Origin of the sequence: Pseudomonas sp. T8 (assembly GCF_024610635.1) — a bacterium.
GTDB classification, from domain to species: domain Bacteria; phylum Pseudomonadota; class Gammaproteobacteria; order Pseudomonadales; family Pseudomonadaceae; genus Aquipseudomonas; species Aquipseudomonas chlororaphis_I.
Genome location: NZ_CP102374.1, coordinates 4,427,107 through 4,440,720 on the forward strand (window position 1 = coordinate 4,427,107; position 13,614 = coordinate 4,440,720).

Sequence of the window (13,614 nt, forward strand, 5' to 3'; positions counted from 1 at the left end):
CCTATGCATAAACGGCATAATGCCCATGTGACGCCGCTTGCATGGCAAGCGTGTGACCTAAAATGGTGCGATCCCCGGGAGGACGTGATGAATCTGGAAAGCAAATGGCTCGAGGACTTCAGTGCCCTGGCCGCCACCCGCAGCTTCTCGCAGGCCGCCGAACGGCGCTTCGTGACCCAGCCGGCCTTCAGCCGACGGATCCGCAGCCTGGAAGCGGCGCTGGGGCTGACCCTGGTCAACCGCTCGCGCACGCCGATCGAACTGACGGCGGCGGGGCAGCTGTTCCTGGTGACCGCGCGCACGGTGGTCGAGCAACTGGGTGAAGTGCTGCGGCACTTGCATCACCTCGAAGGCGGGCAGGGCGAAGTGATGCAGGTCGCGGCGGCGCACTCCCTGGCCCTGGGCTTCTTCCCGCGCTGGATCGCCCAACTGCGTAACGAAGGCTTGAACATCGCCACGCGGCTGGTGGCGACCAACGTCGGCGATGCCGTGCATGCCCTGCGCGAAGGCGGCTGCGACCTGATGCTGGCCTTCTACGACCCGGATTCGGCCATGCAGATGGACCCGGAAATCTTTCCTTCGCTGCACCTGGGGCAGACCGAGATGCTGCCGGTGTGCGCGGCGGATGCCGCCGGCAAGCCGTTGTTCGACCTGGAAGGTGAGGCCAGCGTGCCGCTGCTGGCGTACAGCGCCGGGGCGTTTCTCGGGCGTTCGGTGAACCAGCTGCTGCGCCAGCGCAACCTGCGGTTCACCACGGTCTATGAAACCGCCATGGCCGACAGCCTCAAGAGCATGGCCCTGGAAGGCCTGGGGATTGCCTGGGTGCCGCACCTGAGCGTGCGTGCCGAACTGGCCCGCGGTGAACTGGTGGTCTGCGGCGGCGCGCAATGGCATGTGCCGCTGGAGATCCGCCTGTACCGCTGCGCCCTGGTGCGCAAGGCCAACGTCCGGTTGCTGTGGCGCAAGCTGGAAGGTGGCGCGGCGCAGGGCACAGGCAACACCTGACCTGTAGCCGCTGCCGAAGGCTGCGCTCGCTCTGGGCGGCACGCCGTCGCAGGGGCCGCAAAACCTGGCGACGCGGTCTGTCTGAAGGATTGGGAATACCTCCGTTGCGCCGGCTTCGCCGTCGATCGCAGCCTGCGGCAGCGGCTACAGGAATCTGGCAACGATCCTGGCCCATGCTGACTGACCCCGAAGTCAATAAAACCGCCGCTTTGCGCCTGAAACATGATGTATGACAGATGGTCGGCAAAAGTGCGTTTAACTCGCCTTTTTCGGTATACTGCGCGGCCTTCGGCCGGTTTGCCCGGCCATAATTCGTACAATCAAGCCACGCACTCTGCGTGGCTTGTTGTTTTTTGACGCGCCTGCGGGCGCCCAGAGAGAAGAGGCACGACGATGAGTGCACTGGTTGGCGTGATCATGGGCTCCAAGTCCGATTGGTCCACCCTTAGCCACACCGCCGATATGCTGGAAAAGCTCGGCATCCCTTACGAGGTGAAAGTGGTCTCTGCCCACCGCACCCCGGACCTGCTGTTCCAGTACGCCGAAGAGGCCGAATCGCGTGGCATCGAGGTGATCATCGCCGGTGCCGGTGGCGCGGCCCACCTGCCAGGCATGTGTGCGGCCAAGACCCACCTGCCGGTGCTGGGCGTTCCGGTGCAGTCGTCGATGCTCTCGGGCGTGGACTCGCTGCTCTCCATCGTGCAGATGCCCGCGGGCATTCCGGTCGCCACCCTGGCCATCGGCAAGGCCGGCGCGATCAACGCCGCGCTGCTGTCGGCGAGCATCCTCGGCGCCAAGCATCCGCAATTTCATACCGTGCTGAAAAAATTCCGCGCTGAGCAGACAGACAGCGTCCTGGACAATCCAGACCCACGCGTCGCCTGAGGTTTTTGACGATGAAGATCGGTGTAATCGGTGGCGGCCAGCTGGGTCGCATGTTGGCTCTGGCGGGCACTCCGCTGGGGATGAACTTCGCTTTCCTCGACCCGGCGCCAGATGCCTGTGCCGCTGCCCTGGGCGAACACCTGCGAGCCGATTACGGCGATCAGGATCACCTGCGCCAGCTGGCTGACGAAGTGGACCTGGTGACCTTCGAGTTCGAAAGCGTGCCGGCGGAAACCGTGGCCTTCCTGTCGCAGTTCGTCCCGGTCTACCCGAGCGCCGAAGCCCTGCGCATCGCTCGCGATCGCTGGTTCGAGAAGAGCATGTTCAAGGACCTGGGGATTCCCACCCCGGCGTTCGCCGACATCCAGTCGCAAGCCGACCTGGAAGCCGCCGTGGCCAGCATCGGCCTGCCGGCCGTGCTGAAAACCCGCACCCTGGGTTACGACGGCAAGGGCCAGAAAGTCCTGCGCGGCCCTGAAGACGTGGTCGGCACCTTTGCCGAGCTGGGCAGCGTGGCCTGCCTGCTGGAGGGCTTCGTGCCGTTCACCGGCGAAGTCTCGCTGATCGCCGTGCGCGCCCGCGATGGCGAAACCCGCTTCTACCCGCTGGTGCACAACACCCACCACAGCGGCATCCTCAAGCTGTCCGTGGCCAGCAGCAATCACCCGCTGCAGGCCCTGGCCGAAGACTACTCCAGCCGCGTGCTCAAGCAGCTGGACTACGTCGGTGTGATGGCGTTCGAGTTCTTTGAAGTCGACGGTGGCCTCAAGGCCAACGAGATCGCGCCGCGGGTGCACAACTCCGGGCACTGGACCACCGAAGGCGCCGAGTGCAGCCAGTTCGAAAACCACCTGCGGGCCGTCGCCGGCCTGCCGCTGGGTTCGACCGCCAAGGTCGGCGAGAGCGCGATGATCAACTTCATCGGCGAAGTGCCGGCGGTGGAGAAGGTCATCGCCATCGACGATTGCCACCTGCATCACTACGGCAAGGCCTTCAAGGTCGGGCGCAAGGTCGGTCACGCCAACTTGCGCTGCAAGGACAAGGCGACCCTCGAGGCGCAGATCCTCAAGGTCGAAGCGCTGATCGCCGAATAACTTCCTGGGGCTGCGGTGGAACCAATCGGGGCCGCCGTTCTCTGATGGCAGGATGCCAATGCGCTAACTAGGCTTTGGCATACCTAACTCATACAGAGGGAAATGCCATGGGAATTATTGGAACCATCTTTATCGGCTTGATCGTTGGCCTGCTGGCTCGCTTCCTGAAACCGGGCGATGACAGCATGGGCTGGATCATGACCATCCTGCTCGGTATCGGCGGTTCGCTGGCGGCCACCTACGGCGGCCAGGCCCTGGGCATCTACCAGGCGGGCCAGGGCGCGGGCTTCATCGGCGCGCTGGTTGGCGCGGTCGTGCTGCTGGTGATCTACGGCCTGGTCAAAAAGAACTGATTTAGCGACAAAGCCCTCTCTGCTGCGCAGGTAGAGAGGGCTAGAATGCCCGGCGTTGTCTTGTCCCTTTCTTGCCGAGCTCCTCCATGCGCCGTCTTCTGTTGACTCTTGTTCTGCTGGGCTCAGGCCTGGCCCATGCCGGCGAACTGCCGGAAACCGATTGGCTCGAACTGATGCCCAAGTCGGACCAGAAAGCCCTCGAGCAAATGCCGGAAATCGATCACAACTCCCCCGAAGCCAATGGCACCTTTACCGAAAAGGGCGGCCTGAAGCAGAGCAAGGGGTTGCCGGCGGTGATGTATTCGACCAAGACCGTGCCGGCCATGAACGGCAAGGACATCCGCATCGGGGGGTATCCGGTGCCGCTGGAGTCCGACGCCAAGGGGCGCAGCACCCTGTTTTTCCTCGTGCCTTATCCGGGCGCCTGCATCCATGTGCCGCCACCGCCGCCCAACCAGCTGGTGCTGGTGCGTTTCCCCAAGGGCGTGAAGCTGGACGATATCTACACGCCGCTGTGGGTGACCGGCCACCTGAAGATCGAGACGGTCAGCAACGACCTGGCCGACGCGGCCTATGCGCTGGATGCACAGAAAGTGCGGGTGGTGCAGGAGTCGGATCTGTAAGGCGCAATACTTGCTTCTGTAGGAGCGAAGCTTGCTCGCGATGGACGTCAACGATTACGCGGTTTCACTGAATCAATGTGGGTCATTCATCGCGAGCAATCGAGCCTCGACCCGACTGCTCGCGCAGAAAGAACCTGGCGTTACAGCGGCACGCTGGTAACGCTCACACCCAGGGTATGACTGGCGCCCGGCGCCAGGGTCACCACGTCATCCATCACGTTGGCGGTCTCGATGCACAGCATGCGTTGCCAGCCATCGTTGGCCATGTCGCTGAACTGCTCGGCGCGGGCAATCCAGGGGTTCCAGATCACCGCCGAGCGCGAGCCGTTGCTGGTCAGCTGGATGCGTCGCTCCCAGGCCGGGTCGACGATGCTCAGCTGTGGTGGTGGATCGAGGTAGATGCGGTCGGTCTCGCCGGTGAAATGCAGGTCGCCGGACTGCTGCCGGGTCTTCCAGTCATCCAGGGTCTCGATGTAGTTCAGGCCATCCAGCCCTTCGACATGCACCTTGCGCACATCGCTGACCGCGAAGTAGCTGTGCAGCGCCTGGCTGATGGTGACGCTGTTGTCGCCCAGGTTGTGGCTGGTGAGGTTGATCTGCAGCTGGTCGTCGAGACGGATGCTCAGCTTCAGCTCGACCTGATGCGGCCAGCCTGGCAGCCCACCTTCGGGGATCGGCAGTTGCAGTTCCACCAGCAGGCTTTCGCCTTCGGCCTCGATGCCCAGCAGTTCCCAGTCGGTGGCGCGGACCAGGCCGTGGGCTCCGGCCGGCTCGCTGCCCTGGCGCATGGCCTGGACGCTTTGCGGGTTGCGCGCGAAATTGCCGAACCACGGCCAGCACACCGGAACGCCGGCGCGAATGCTTTTGCCGGTCTTGAACACGGCCTCGTCGTTGAGCCAGATCAGCGGCGGTTGCCCGGCCAATTGATAGCTGAGGATGTGCGCGCCTTGCTGGGCCACCAGCAGTTCGGCCTGACCGTGGCGGATGCGCCAGCAGTTCAGTTCATCCAGTTTCACCGTTTCAACGTGAGGGGTAGGCATGGTGCTGTTCTCGTTCAAAAGCAGGGCTGCTATGGACCACGTAACAGCCGCCGGGTTTAACCCTCGCCGAATTCAGCGGGCTCTGGGTGGAACCGAGCGGGTGCGGCCGCTGCCGTCGATGGCAACGAACACGAACACCGCCTCGGTGACCTTGCGCCATTCGCTGGACAACGGATCGTCGCTCCAGACCTCGACCATCATCTGGATCGAGCTGCGTCCGATTTCCAGGGTCTGGGTATAAAAGGAAAGCTGCGCGCCAACCGCTACCGGCACCAGGAATGCCATGCGGTCGATGGCGACGGTGGCGACACGTCCGCCAGCCACGCGACTGGCCATGGCGGTGCCCGCCAGGTCCATCTGGGCCACCAGCCAGCCGCCGAAAATATCGCCAAAGCCGTTGGTTTCGCGGGGAAGCGCGGTGATTTGCAGGGCCAGGTCGCCTTGCGGGATCGGATCTTCTTGTTCGAGCTCTATCATGCCGGGGGTGCCTCTGACCCGTGACTCTTCATTGGTACTTCAGGTGAATAGCCGTCTTGAGGAAAAACGATTCAGCCCGAACATACTACGTTCGTCACGTTCTTCGTAAGGCGTACTAAAGGGAAACTCTGCGAAACCGGCTGGCCGAGTCGGCGCCTGGGGCGCCCAGCGGCGTTTTCGCACAGCAACCCTTGCCGGGGCGGCTTTGCTCCAATGCCTGCGAGTATATCGGTCGACAGGCTCCGCGACGACCATCCGGTTCTGATTTTGACTGTCAATTGTGCACATCTATGTGCTTTTTCGAACAATTTGCTATCGTGCCGAACCTGCCAGGCCACAACCAGCGCTGTTGCGGCTTCCAGAACCGACTATAAGAGAAGCCCTTGCCATGACCACTGTGCCTTCGAGCGTCGCGCAGCCCGCGCAACCGGCTCGTCCGTTGACCCGCAATGACTACAAGACCCTGTCGCTGTCCGCTTTGGGCGGCGCGCTGGAGTTCTACGATTTCATCATTTTCGTGTTCTTCGCCACGGTGGTCGGCAAGCTGTTCTTTCCGGCGGACATGCCCGAGTGGCTGCGCCTGATGCAGACCTTCGGGATCTTCGCCGCCGGCTACCTGGCCCGGCCCCTGGGCGGGATTGTCATGGCGCACTTCGGCGACCTGCTCGGGCGCAAGAAGATGTTCACCCTGAGTATTTTCATGATGGCGGTGCCGACCCTGATCATGGGCCTGCTGCCGACCTACGCGCAGATCGGCATGTGGGCGCCGATCCTGTTGCTGCTGATGCGGGTGATCCAGGGGGCGGCCATCGGCGGTGAAGTGCCGGGCGCCTGGGTGTTCGTTTCCGAGCATGTACCGCAGCGGCATATCGGCTACGCCTGCGGCACCCTGACCTCGGGCCTGACCGCCGGCATCCTCCTGGGTTCGCTAGTGGCCACCGCGATCAACAGCATCTACACCCCGGGCGAAGTCGCCGATTACGCCTGGCGGATTCCTTTCCTGTTGGGCGGCGTGTTCGGTCTGTTCTCGGTGTACTTGCGCCGCTGGCTGCACGAAACCCCGGTGTTCGCCGAGCTGCAACTGCGCAAGGCCCTGGCCGAGGAAGTGCCGCTGCGCGCAGTGCTGCGCGACCACCGCAGCGCGATCATTCTCTCGATGCTGCTGACCTGGCTGCTGTCCGCCGGGATCATCGTGGTGATCCTGATGACCCCGACCGTATTGCAGACGGTCTATCACTTCAGCCCGACCACCGCGTTGCAGGCCAACAGCCTGGCGATCGTGTTCCTCAGCCTGGGGTGCGTGGCGTCCGGTGCGCTGGCCGACCGTTTTGGCGCGGGCCGGGTGTTCGTGTTCGGCAGTGCGCTGCTGCTGGCGACTTCCTGGACCTTCTACCACAGCCTGCTGGATCACCCGGACTGGCTGTTCCCGCTGTACGCGCTGACCGGCCTGCTGGTGGGCACCATCGGCGCGGTGCCTTATGTGATGGTCAAGGCGTTCCCGGCGGTGGTGCGCTTCAGCGGCCTGTCGTTCTCCTACAACCTGGCCTACGCGATCTTCGGTGGCCTGACGCCGATGGTGGTGACCGCGCTGCTCAAGGAGAGCCCGATGGGCCCGGCCTATTATGTTGCAATTATTTGCAGCATCGGGATCCTGGTCGGCCTGTACCTGTGGAAAAAGGATCGCTGATCCGGGCCTTCCTGTAGCCGCTGCCGCAAGGCCGCAGGCCCTTCTGCGCGCTGACGATCGTCGCGACCCTTCGGGTCGATCGCAGCCTTCGGCAGCGGCTACAAAACCCTCTATAAAGAAAGGCCAGCCTTCCATCGCGAATGCTGGCCTTTCATCTAATTGTCATATTTCAGCCATAGAGTGTTCACACGGCCTACAGATACTTGGCCCGACTTAACACACCCTATCTGCTAGGAGTAAGGCATGAAACTGAAGCGTTTGATGGCGGCAATGACTTTTGTCGCTGCTGGCGTTGCGACTGCCCACGCGGTTGCCGCTGTTGACCCTGCTATCCCGAGCTACACCAAGACCACTGGTGTGTCGGGCAACCTGTCCAGCGTCGGCTCCGATACCCTGGCCAACCTCATGACCCTGTGGGCCGAGCACTACAAAAAAGAATACCCGAACGTAAACATCCAGATTCAGGCCGCTGGCTCCGCCACCGCGCCACCTGCGCTAACCGAAGGCACCTCCAACCTGGGCCCGATGAGCCGCAAGATGAAGGACACCGAACTGGCTGCCTTCGAGCAGAAGTACGGCTACAAGCCAACCGCCATCCCGGTTGCCGTGGACGCCCTGGCGGTGTTCGTGCACAAGGACAACCCGATCCAGCACCTGACCATGGAACAGGTTGACGCGATCTTCTCCTCGACCCGCCTGTGCGGCGCCAAAGCCGACGTCAAGACCTGGGGCGACCTGGGCGTGACCGGCGACCTGGCCAACAAGCCGGTCCAGCTGTTCGGTCGTAACTCGGTATCCGGCACCTACGGCTACTTCAAGGAAGAAGCCCTGTGCAAAGGCGACTACAAGCCTAACGTCAACGAACAGCCAGGTTCGGCTTCGGTGGTCCAGTCCATCAGTTCCTCGCTGAACGGCATCGGCTACTCGGGCATCGGCTACAAGACCGCCAGCGTGAAGACCGTGGCCCTGGCCAAGAAAGGCAGCAGCGACTTCATCGAAGACACCGAAGAAAACGCCCTGAACGGCAAGTACCCGCTGTCCCGCTTCCTGTACGTGTACATCAACAAGGCCCCGAACAAGCCTCTGGCCCCGCTGGAAGCCGAGTTCGTGAAACTGGTTCTGTCGAAACAGGGCCAGGAAGTCGTGGTGAAAGACGGCTACATCCCACTGCCAGCCAAAGTCGCCGCCAAGGCACTGGCTGACCTGGGCCTGCAGGAAGGCTCTGCTGTCGTAAAGAAGTAACACCTTAGGTCCGGGCCAGTCCCGGACCTTGTAGGAGCGAGCGGGCTCGCTCCTACACCCCCCAATTTTCGATCCGCTGCCAGCTCTGCTACGCGGCGGATTTGTTGCGTCACTGCATTGTCATCTTTCTGTCATACAGGATCGCTAGGGTGTGCGCATGAATGATCTGGCCAACTCCACCATGACTCCGACTTCTCCCCCCAAGCGCATTGACTTCAATACGCCTGAGCTGCAACGCAAGCGCCGCATCCGCGCGCTGAAAGATCGCCTGACCCGTTGGTACGTCCTCGTCGGCGGTCTGGCCGTGCTGGCCGCGATCACCTTGATCTTCTTCTTCCTCGCCTATGTCGTGCTGCCCCTGTTCCAGGGCGCCGACCTGACCGCCAAGGACCCGCTGACCCCTGCCTGGATGCAGGACGCCGGCAAGCCGCTGATGTTCTCCCTGGAAGAGCAGAACCAGGTCGGCATGCGGGTTTCCGACAAGGGCCAGGCGCTGTTCTTCGACATCGACAACGGTGCCGAGCTGCGTCGTGTCGACCTGCCGATCCCGGCTGGCGCCACCGTGACCGCCATCGGCAAGGATCAGCCGGGCAGCCCGCTGGTGGTGGTTGGCCTGTCCAACGGCCAGGCGCTGGTGTTCCGCCACACCTATAAGGTCAGCTACCCGGACGGCAAGAAGACCATCTCGCCGGCCATCGAATACCCCTACGGTGAAACCCCGATCGTGCTGAACGAGCAGGGCGGTGCCCTGGAGCACGTCAACCTCAACGCCACCGATTCGGCGCTGGTGGTGGCCGGTTCCAGCGGCGCGCAACTGCACGTGCTGCAGCTGACCCGCGAAGAAAACATGATGACCGGCGAGGTCACCAGCGAGCAGAACCGCATCGAGCTGCCGCAGATGACCGAACCGGTCAAGGCCATGTACATCGACCCGCGCCAACAGTGGCTGTACGTGATCAACGGGCGTGCCCAGGCCGACGTGTTCAGCCTGCGCGACAAGAGCCTCAACGGTCGCTACAAGCTGCTGGAGGATGCCAATGCCGAAGTGACGGCCAGCACCCAGCTGGTGGGCGGCATCTCGCTGATCATCGGTACCTCCAAGGGCGGCCTGGCCCAGTGGTTCATGGCCCGCGATCCGGACGGTGAACTGCGCCTGAAGCAGATCCGCACCTTCCAGATGGGCACCACGCCAATCATCGAAATCACCGCCGAAGAGCGCCGCAAAGGCTTCGTCGCGCTGGACGCCTCGGGCAAGCTCGGCGTGTTCCACAGCACCGCGCACCGCACCCTGCTGGTGGACCAGGTGGTCGAGGGCGAAGGCCTGTTCGGCCTGTCGCCACGGGCCAACCGGGTGATCGTCGAAGCCGGCGGCAAGCTGCAACCGCTGGTGCTCGACAACCCGCACCCGGAAGTGTCCTGGAGCGCGCTGTGGAGCAAGGTCTGGTACGAGAACTACGACGAGCCTAAATACGTCTGGCAATCGACCGCGGCCAACACCGACTTTGAACCCAAGCTGAGCCTCTCGCCCCTGACCTTCGGTACTTTGAAGGCAGCGTTCTACGCGATGCTGCTGGCGGCGCCGCTGGCGGTCGCCGCGGCGATCTACACCGCTTACTTCATGGCCCCGGGCATGCGCCGCAAGGTCAAGCCGGTGATCGAGCTGATGGAAGCGATGCCGACGGTGATCCTCGGCTTCTTCGCCGGCCTGTTCCTCGCGCCTTATGTCGAAGGCCATCTGCCGGGCATCTTCAGCCTGCTGATGCTGCTGCCGATCGGTATCCTGGTGGCTGGTTTCATCTTCAGCCGCCTGCCCGAGTCGGTGCGCCTCAAGGTGCCGGACGGCTGGGAAAGCGCGATCCTGATCCCGGTGATCATCCTGGTGGGCTGGTTCTCGCTGTACATGAGCCCGTTCATGGAGAACTGGTTCTTCGGCGGCGACATGCGCATGTGGATCTCCCACGACCTGGGCATCACCTACGACCAGCGCAACGCCCTGGTGGTCGGCCTGGCCATGGGCTTCGCGGTAATCCCGAACATCTACTCGATCGCCGAAGACGCCGTGTTCAGCGTGCCGCGCGGCCTGACCCTGGGCTCCCTGGCCCTGGGCGCGACCCCGTGGCAGACCATGACCCGCGTGGTGATCCTCACTGCCAGCCCGGGCATTTTCTCGGCGCTGATGATCGGCATGGGCCGCGCGGTCGGCGAAACCATGATCGTGCTGATGGCCACCGGCAACACCCCGGTCATGGAAATGAACCTGTTCGAAGGCCTGCGCACCCTGGCGGCCAACGTCGCGGTGGAAATGCCGGAGTCGGAAGTCGGCGGCAGCCACTACCGCGTGCTGTTCCTCTCGGCGCTGGTGCTGCTGCTGTTCACCTTCGTCATGAACACCCTCGCCGAGCTGATCCGTCAGCGTCTGCGCAAGAAATACTCGTCGCTTTAAGAAAGGTAGAAGTCTGTGAAACAGAACTCCCTAAAAGACTGGTTCAAGAGCGGCGCCCCGGGCGTCTGGATCAGCGGTGGCGCGGTGTCCATCGCGGTCATCATGACCATCGGCCTGCTGGCGGTGATCGCCGTGCGCGGCCTGGGCCACTTCTGGCCGGCGGACCTGGTGCATGCCCACTACGACGTACCGGGCCAGGCCAACCACCTGGTCATCGGCGAAGTGGTACAGAAAGAAGAAGTGCCGCGGGCACGCCTGAAGAGCGCCGGCCTGCCGGTGCCGGACGAAGGCCCCGAGTTCATGACCCGCGAGCTGATCAAGGTCGGCAACCGTGACCTGAACGGCAACGACTTCACCTGGATCGTCGGCGACTGGCTGACCAACCAGACCACGCCGCCGGAGCTGATGGCCATCGAGCGGCGCGAGTGGGGCAACTTCTACGGCTACCTGGTCAACGTCAAGCAGGATGGCAAGGTCATCGCCGAAGGCGAAGCGGCCTGGCCGGAACTGCAGGCGCGGATCGAGCGGGTGAGCAAGCTGGCTGCCCAGCTCAAGACCCTGGAGAAAGTCGACATCGGCGCGATCAACGCCGGCCTCGAGCGTATCCGCCTGCACGGTCGCAAACTGGAACTGGACGGCAAGCTCGATGCCGCCGCCCAGGCCGACATGGAAAGCGAACGCGCCGAGCTGAACGCCCGTTACCAGGACGTCGAGGCCCGCCTCAGCGACCTGCACGCGCAGTTCAACCGCGACAGCCTCACTGCCCGGGACGCCAACGGCAAGGAAGTGGAAATCAGCCTGGGCAAGGTGGTGCACGCCTACCAGCCGAACGGCATGGGCACCCTGACCAAAATGGGTTTCTACTTCAGCAAGGTCTGGGAATTCCTCAGCGACGACCCGCGTGAAGCTAACACCGAAGGCGGCATCTTCCCGGCGATTTTCGGTACCGTGATGATGACCCTGATCATGGCGATGATCGTGACCCCGTTCGGCGTGCTGGCGGCGGTGTACCTGCGCGAATACGCCAAGCAGAACACCCTGACCCGGGTGATCCGCATCGCGGTGAACAACCTGGCGGGTGTTCCGGCCATCGTCTACGGCGTGTTCGGCCTGGGCTTCTTCGTCTATGTGCTGGGCGGCTCCCTCGACCGCTTGTTCTTCCCGGAAGCCTTGCCGGCGCCGACCTTCGGTACTCCGGGCCTGCTCTGGGCCTCCCTGACCCTGGCGCTGCTGGCGGTGCCGGTGGTGATCGTGGCCACCGAGGAAGGCCTGGCGCGGATTCCCCGCACCGTGCGTGAAGGTTCCCTGGCCCTTGGCGCGACCAAGGCGGAAACCCTGTGGAAGATCGTGCTGCCGATGGCCAGCCCGGCGATGATGACCGGCATGATCCTCGCCGTGGCCCGCGCCGCCGGTGAAGTGGCGCCGCTGATGCTGGTGGGTGTGGTGAAACTGGCGCCGTCGCTGCCGGTGGACGGCAACTACCCGTACCTGCACCTGGACCAGAAGATCATGCACCTGGGCTTCCATATCTACGACGTCGGCTTCCAGAGCCCGAACGTCGAGGCCGCACGGCCGCTGGTGTACGCCACGGCGCTGTTGCTGGTGCTGGTGATCGCGACGCTCAACCTGTCGGCAGTGTGGATTCGCAACCACCTGCGCGAGAAATACAAGGCACTGGACAGTTAATCACCGCCACCCCCTGTAGGAGCGAGCTTGCTCGCGATGGGATCTTCCAGGCGCAGACGCTGCGTTGGTCTCACCATCCTTTCGCGAGCAAGCTCGCTCCTACAGAGAACGGCGTTACCGCTGGCAAGGCCAGCGGCTCACTGAAACGAATTTGTTAGCGTAGGGAGTTACCCATGCAGCAAGAAGCACATACCCACGGCATCAACATGTCGGCCCTGGGCCGCGACAAGCAGAGCCTGAGCCTGGAGCAGGAAACCGTGGCCATCGAAGTCCCGGGCCTGAGCCTGTTCTACGGTGAGAAGCAGGCGCTGTTCGACGTCAGCATGAACATTCCGAAGCAGCGCGTGACGGCCTTCATCGGCCCGTCCGGCTGCGGCAAGTCGACCCTGCTGCGCACCTTCAACCGGATGAACGACCTGGTGGACGGCTGCCGCGTGGAAGGCGAGATCAACCTCTACGGCAACAACATCTACCGCAAGGGCGAAGACGTCGCCGAGCTGCGTCGCCGCGTGGGCATGGTGTTCCAGAAGCCCAACCCGTTCCCGAAAACCATCTACGAGAACGTGGTCTACGGCCTGCGTATCCAGGGCATCAACAAGAAACGCATCCTCGACGAGGCCGTCGAGTGGGCCCTCAAGGGCGCGGCGCTGTGGGACGAGGTCAAGGACCGCCTGCACGACTCGGCGCTCGGCCTGTCCGGTGGTCAGCAGCAGCGTCTGGTGATCGCCCGGACCATCGCCGTGGAGCCGGAAGTGCTGCTGCTCGACGAACCCTGCTCGGCACTCGACCCGATTTCCACCCTGAAGGTCGAAGAACTGATCTACGAACTGAAATCGAAGTTCACCATCGTGATCGTGACCCACAACATGCAACAGGCCGCGCGGGTCTCCGACTACACGGCGTTCATGTACATGGGCAAACTGGTGGAATTCGGCGACACCGACACCCTGTTCACCAATCCGGCGAAGAAGCAGACCGAAGACTACATCACCGGTCGTTACGGCTAGGAAGCAGCTGCAAGCCGCAAGCTTCAAGCGGCAAGACAGAAATGGTGCGGTACCGGATCAATATTTAACTGC

At 63.2% G+C, this 13,614-nt stretch carries 12 protein-coding genes; 10 read left to right on the forward strand and 2 right to left on the reverse strand.

Going from position 1 to position 13,614, the window contains the following annotated elements:
* Nucleotides 1-87 precede the first annotated feature (87 nt).
* The 5 genes from NRG23_RS19850 to NRG23_RS19870 all read left to right on the forward strand — a co-directional run bounded on the left by NRG23_RS19850 (nucleotide 88) and on the right by NRG23_RS19870 (nucleotide 3,960).
* On the forward strand, nucleotides 88-1,005 hold the full coding sequence (locus NRG23_RS19850) for a LysR substrate-binding domain-containing protein (protein WP_009041373.1): 918 nt from the start codon (nucleotides 88-90) through the stop codon (nucleotides 1,003-1,005).
* 393 nt (nucleotides 1,006-1,398) lie between these two features.
* Nucleotides 1,399-1,890: a 5-(carboxyamino)imidazole ribonucleotide mutase gene (purE, locus tag NRG23_RS19855; protein ID WP_009051611.1), complete on the forward strand. Its 492-nt coding sequence runs from the start codon at nucleotides 1,399-1,401 to the stop codon at nucleotides 1,888-1,890.
* An 11-nt stretch (nucleotides 1,891-1,901) separates the two neighbouring features.
* A complete protein-coding gene (locus NRG23_RS19860; RefSeq protein ID WP_053270200.1) occupies nucleotides 1,902-2,984 on the forward strand; it encodes a 5-(carboxyamino)imidazole ribonucleotide synthase in 1,083 nt (360 codons plus the stop codon).
* Nucleotides 2,985-3,091: 107 nt separating this feature from the next.
* Entirely contained in the window at nucleotides 3,092-3,337 is a 246-nt protein-coding gene (locus NRG23_RS19865; protein WP_007928514.1) for a GlsB/YeaQ/YmgE family stress response membrane protein, read from the forward strand.
* 86 nt (nucleotides 3,338-3,423) lie between these two features.
* Entirely contained in the window at nucleotides 3,424-3,960 is a 537-nt protein-coding gene (locus tag NRG23_RS19870) for a DUF3299 domain-containing protein (protein WP_009051609.1), read from the forward strand.
* Between the two features lie 140 nt (nucleotides 3,961-4,100).
* On the opposite strand, the gene NRG23_RS19875 is transcribed toward NRG23_RS19870, so the two are convergent.
* The gene (locus NRG23_RS19875) at nucleotides 4,101-5,000 is read right to left on the reverse strand and encodes a D-hexose-6-phosphate mutarotase (RefSeq protein WP_257371815.1); all 900 of its coding nucleotides are present in this window, start codon (nucleotides 4,998-5,000) and stop codon (nucleotides 4,101-4,103) included.
* A 72-nt stretch (nucleotides 5,001-5,072) separates the two neighbouring features.
* Nucleotides 5,073-5,477, reverse strand: coding sequence for an acyl-CoA thioesterase (locus NRG23_RS19880; RefSeq protein WP_003229628.1), 405 nt, complete (start codon nucleotides 5,475-5,477; stop codon nucleotides 5,073-5,075).
* 388 nt (nucleotides 5,478-5,865) lie between these two features.
* Between NRG23_RS19880 and NRG23_RS19885 the strand changes: the two genes are divergently transcribed.
* The 5 genes from NRG23_RS19885 (at nucleotide 5,866) to pstB (ending at nucleotide 13,542) form a co-directional block, all read left to right on the forward strand.
* Nucleotides 5,866-7,164 (forward strand): MFS transporter, encoded by a 1,299-nt coding sequence (locus tag NRG23_RS19885; protein WP_028683641.1) that lies wholly within the window; start codon nucleotides 5,866-5,868, stop codon nucleotides 7,162-7,164.
* Nucleotides 7,165-7,407: 243 nt separating this feature from the next.
* Nucleotides 7,408-8,406: a phosphate ABC transporter substrate-binding protein PstS family protein gene (locus tag NRG23_RS19890; RefSeq protein WP_016703125.1), complete on the forward strand. Its 999-nt coding sequence runs from the start codon at nucleotides 7,408-7,410 to the stop codon at nucleotides 8,404-8,406.
* 409 nt (nucleotides 8,407-8,815) lie between these two features.
* The gene (locus NRG23_RS19895; RefSeq protein ID WP_173424531.1) at nucleotides 8,816-10,849 is read left to right on the forward strand and encodes an ABC transporter permease subunit; all 2,034 of its coding nucleotides are present in this window, start codon (nucleotides 8,816-8,818) and stop codon (nucleotides 10,847-10,849) included.
* 15 nt (nucleotides 10,850-10,864) lie between these two features.
* The gene (gene pstA / locus NRG23_RS19900) at nucleotides 10,865-12,535 is read left to right on the forward strand and encodes a phosphate ABC transporter permease PstA (protein WP_016703127.1); all 1,671 of its coding nucleotides are present in this window, start codon (nucleotides 10,865-10,867) and stop codon (nucleotides 12,533-12,535) included.
* Between the two features lie 173 nt (nucleotides 12,536-12,708).
* On the forward strand, nucleotides 12,709-13,542 hold the full coding sequence (gene pstB / locus NRG23_RS19905) for a phosphate ABC transporter ATP-binding protein PstB (protein WP_009051604.1): 834 nt from the start codon (nucleotides 12,709-12,711) through the stop codon (nucleotides 13,540-13,542).
* The last annotated feature ends 72 nt before the right edge of the window (nucleotides 13,543-13,614 follow it).

Coding starts and splice junctions, on each gene's coding strand:
- NRG23_RS19850 (WP_009041373.1), top strand. CDS start 88: ATGAATCTGGAAAGCAAATGGCTCGAGGACTTCAGTGCCCTGGCCGCC.
- NRG23_RS19875 (WP_257371815.1), bottom strand. CDS start 5,000: ATGCCTACCCCTCACGTTGAAACGGTGAAACTGGATGAACTGAACTGC.
- NRG23_RS19865 (WP_007928514.1), top strand. CDS start 3,092: ATGGGAATTATTGGAACCATCTTTATCGGCTTGATCGTTGGCCTGCTG.
- NRG23_RS19895 (WP_173424531.1), top strand. CDS start 8,816: ATGCAGGACGCCGGCAAGCCGCTGATGTTCTCCCTGGAAGAGCAGAAC.
- NRG23_RS19870 (WP_009051609.1), top strand. CDS start 3,424: ATGCGCCGTCTTCTGTTGACTCTTGTTCTGCTGGGCTCAGGCCTGGCC.
- NRG23_RS19880 (WP_003229628.1), bottom strand. CDS start 5,477: ATGATAGAGCTCGAACAAGAAGATCCGATCCCGCAAGGCGACCTGGCC.
- pstB (WP_009051604.1), top strand. CDS start 12,709: ATGCAGCAAGAAGCACATACCCACGGCATCAACATGTCGGCCCTGGGC.
- NRG23_RS19890 (WP_016703125.1), top strand. CDS start 7,408: ATGAAACTGAAGCGTTTGATGGCGGCAATGACTTTTGTCGCTGCTGGC.
- NRG23_RS19885 (WP_028683641.1), top strand. CDS start 5,866: ATGACCACTGTGCCTTCGAGCGTCGCGCAGCCCGCGCAACCGGCTCGT.
- purE (WP_009051611.1), top strand. CDS start 1,399: ATGAGTGCACTGGTTGGCGTGATCATGGGCTCCAAGTCCGATTGGTCC.
- NRG23_RS19860 (WP_053270200.1), top strand. CDS start 1,902: ATGAAGATCGGTGTAATCGGTGGCGGCCAGCTGGGTCGCATGTTGGCT.